Source organism: Actinomyces sp. ICM39 (assembly GCF_000282935.1).
Classification (GTDB): domain Bacteria; phylum Actinomycetota; class Actinomycetes; order Actinomycetales; family Actinomycetaceae; genus Pauljensenia; species Pauljensenia odontolytica_B.
Genome location: NZ_ALCB01000001.1, coordinates 1 through 3,151 on the forward strand (window position 1 = coordinate 1; position 3,151 = coordinate 3,151).

Genomic DNA, 3,151 nt, shown 5'->3' on the forward strand with positions numbered 1-3,151 from the left:
AGTGGGGCCAGGCCGCTGATCGGCGCGTCGTCTCGAAGCCCGGCCAGGCCCCGCAGGCCCCGCGGCGGCCTCCAATCGGGTGGGGCTTGTTGTCTGTGTGTTGCCCAGGCCCTGTCACCGCCCACGGGCACCGCGTCAGGTCCCTCCGCCGCCCTCCACACCGGCGGCACTTGTGGCTATTGCTTCGCAATTTCGCATGCAATTCCCCGGACTGTATTTCAGATCTTGTAATCGAATCGTTGATATTCTGCGGTTTTTGGGCGTGCGTTGATTCTTGCACTGGGGGAATTGCATGCGAAATTTGTGAGTCCGCGACCCGCCTATCTGCTGTTGGCCCCGCGTCGGTGGGACCCTTGCTGGGCTACCGCCGTGCATCGTTCAGGCGAGATTAAACTCGCCCTGCTCCGCTGGTTTGCCGCGTACGCGTGACAAAACTCGCCCAGCGCGCGCAAAACACCCCAAATTCGGCGCTTTTGTGTCAGCAGGGCGAATTTTGTCTCGCACAAGGCCATAGAGGCCTCGTGCTAGGCGAAGAATGTCTCGCCTACGCGTGCCCCAGCTAGGCTCGCAGGCCATGCGGCGACCTTCGCGCCAGCCGCGTTGGGGTGCTAGTGAGTGCCTTGCCCCAGTAATTTCGCACGTAATTCCCTGGCGGCTACTTCAAACCTTGAATTCACGTCGTTGCAATTGCAACGTTTGTGGATGGTCTCCAAAAGTGACCGCGGGAAATTACGTGCGATTTTTGTCTGGCTTGGCTCTGCCGCTGACTGTGGGCATGACGAGTGGCTTCTCTGCCTCAGCATTCACAAAAATGCTTGTTGCGGCGAGGCGTACACCCGATCGGGAAGATTCAACCTCTTCTGATCGGGTTGAATCTTCCCGATGAGGTTGAACGTGACCGATGGGGTTGAATCCTCCGGCCCCTCCAGGCCCTCCATGCTGGCAGCGCGGTCCGAAATCGCGGTTACGCTTGTCGCCCGTGGGTATTGCACTACTTGGGGAGCCATTGCACTGCTTTGTTGCTAGTGCAATGCTGCGCTACCTAGTGCATTGCCTTCCAAAATAGTCCAGCGGTGTCGACGTCTGCGCGCATGCGGATAGGTTGTCGCCATATGGATAGGTTATGAGGATCCGGATAGCTTATTAACCTATCCGGATGCGGATAACCTATCCGCATCGTCGTAACCTATCCGTATCGTCGGCCGCCAGGTCAGTGCCGCCCACGGGAGTGAGAGCCGGGCCGGAGCTAGTCGCGCGTTAGCGCTCCAAATGAAGCGCCCGCCCCCCGCATGATGCGGGGGGCGGGCGGTATCGCACAGAATGTATGGGGTGTAAGCGAACGCAAGCGACACGTGGAACGCTAGCGTCACCAAGCATCAGCAGGCATCAGCACGCAACGCAAGCGTCACAACCGAAACTAGCTACGCAAGCGCAGCGTGCTCACTTCTTCTCGAGCGTCACGCGGTACACGTTGGTCTCGCGCAGCTGGAAGCCGGCGCGCTGGTAGAGGCGGTTCGCGGCCTCGCGCGAGGGGCGCGAGGTGAGGTCGACGGTGCGGGCACCGATCTTCTGAGCGTGCTCGATCGCGGCGACCACGAGGGACTGGCCGGCACCCTGGCCGCGGGCGGCCTCGTCGACGACGACGTCCTCGACCCACGCGCGCACGCCCGTGGGGATCTCGAAGGTGGCCAGCGACAGCATGCCGAGGATCGGGTGGTTGCCCTCCGCGTCAGCGGTGTCGGAGCGGAACACGAAGAAGTGCACGCCGGACTGGGAGAGGAAGCGCTCCACGTCGGCCTCGCTCATGGGGGCGGCGGAGCGGGACAGCTGGGGGATCAGGCGCCCCATGGCCTCGTGGATCTCAGGCGTGGCGGCGGTGATAAGTTCGACGGTCATGTTTCTCCTAACGTTAGGTGCAATTGTAACGGTCCGAGGCCGCGGTGGGCCGCGTGATCGGAGCTACTTATGCGCGCTCGAGGAGGAGGGCGACCTCGGCGTGGGTCGTGTGCGGGAACATGTCGAAGAGGCGGCCTTCGACGGGGCGCAGCGTGGGCATGGCCGCAAGATCCTTGGCCAGTGACGCGGGGTTGCACGAGGAGTAGATGACGCGGGGAGCGTCGCACTCGTTCAGGTAGGCGGCCAGGTCGGCTCCGATGCCGCGGCGCGGCGGGTTCACGACGATCACGTCGGGCACATCCTCGGGGGATTGCGCGCGCGCCCACGCGGTCGCATCGTCCGCGATAAAGGACGCAGCCGACCGCGGCAGGCCCGCGTGGCGGGCGGCGCTGATCGCCGAGGAGATCGCCCCGGAGGATATCTCGACGCCGGTGACGCGCGGGAATCCGGCGCGCGCGCAGGCGAGGGCGAAGCCACCGACGCCGCAGTACAGGTCCCATAGGCTTTCGGGCAGTCGCCCGTCGGGGAAGGTGCGCGAGGCCCAGGCCGAGGCCTGCTCGTACAGGGCGGAGGCGACGGACGCGTTGGTCTGCGCGAAGGAGCGAGGCCCCAGCTCGAGGCCCTCCACGGCCAGGGGGAGCGTGCGTGCCCGGGTCAGGATGATCTCGTCGGGGCCCTCCACGATGGCCTCGTGTGTCGGGTGAATGTTCGCAGTGACGACGTGTGCGCTGGGCACGAGGTCGCGCAGCAGCGGCAGTGCCGAGCGAATGTCGGAGACGCGGTCGCGCGTGCGCAGCACGAAGCGGATCATGAGCCGCTCGCCGTCGCCCACGGTGATGAGGATGTTCTTGAGCTCCCCGCGCTTAGTGGGAACGTCGTAGGGCGTCAGGTCCAGCGAGCGGATGAAGCGCTTGAGGCCGGGCGTTGCGCGGTTGATTGCGGGGTGCTGGATGGGACAGCCGGGCAGGTCGACGCCGCGGCGGTCAGGCCCCAGGATGCCCAGGGTGGGGCGGCGGCGGGTTCCTCCGACGACGAGCTTCGCGCTCGTGCGGAAGCCCTTCTCGGGGGACGAGGCCGGGGTCAGCCAGGCGATCTCGCCGGCTCCGGGGGCGGCGGAGAGGGTTGCCGCGACGGCCTCCACCTTGCCGTCGAGCTGACGCTCGTAGGGCTGGGGGAGGAGGGAGCAGGACCGGCAGGTCCCGGCGTCAAAGTGGTCGCAGCGCATCCCTTAAGTGTAAGTGGGGGCGGGGCGTAC

The 3,151-nt window shown here is 65.4% G+C and carries 2 protein-coding genes; both read right to left on the reverse strand.

What is annotated here, in order from left to right:
• Positions 1-1,440: 1,440 nt before the first annotated feature.
• Positions 1,441-1,896, reverse strand: coding sequence for a GNAT family N-acetyltransferase (locus tag HMPREF1137_RS00005; protein WP_007587363.1), 456 nt, complete (start codon positions 1,894-1,896; stop codon positions 1,441-1,443).
• 67 nt (positions 1,897-1,963) lie between these two features.
• The gene (locus HMPREF1137_RS00010) at positions 1,964-3,121 is read right to left on the reverse strand and encodes a class I SAM-dependent methyltransferase (protein WP_007587364.1); all 1,158 of its coding nucleotides are present in this window, start codon (positions 3,119-3,121) and stop codon (positions 1,964-1,966) included.
• Between the last annotated feature and the right edge of the window lie 30 nt (positions 3,122-3,151).

What these genes read in the sequence shown, in the direction of transcription:
- HMPREF1137_RS00005 (WP_007587363.1), bottom strand. Translation starts at nt 1,896, where the DNA reads ATGACCGTCGAACTTATCACCGCCGCCACGCCTGAGATCCACGAGGCC.
- HMPREF1137_RS00010 (WP_007587364.1), bottom strand. Translation starts at nt 3,121, where the DNA reads ATGCGCTGCGACCACTTTGACGCCGGGACCTGCCGGTCCTGCTCCCTC.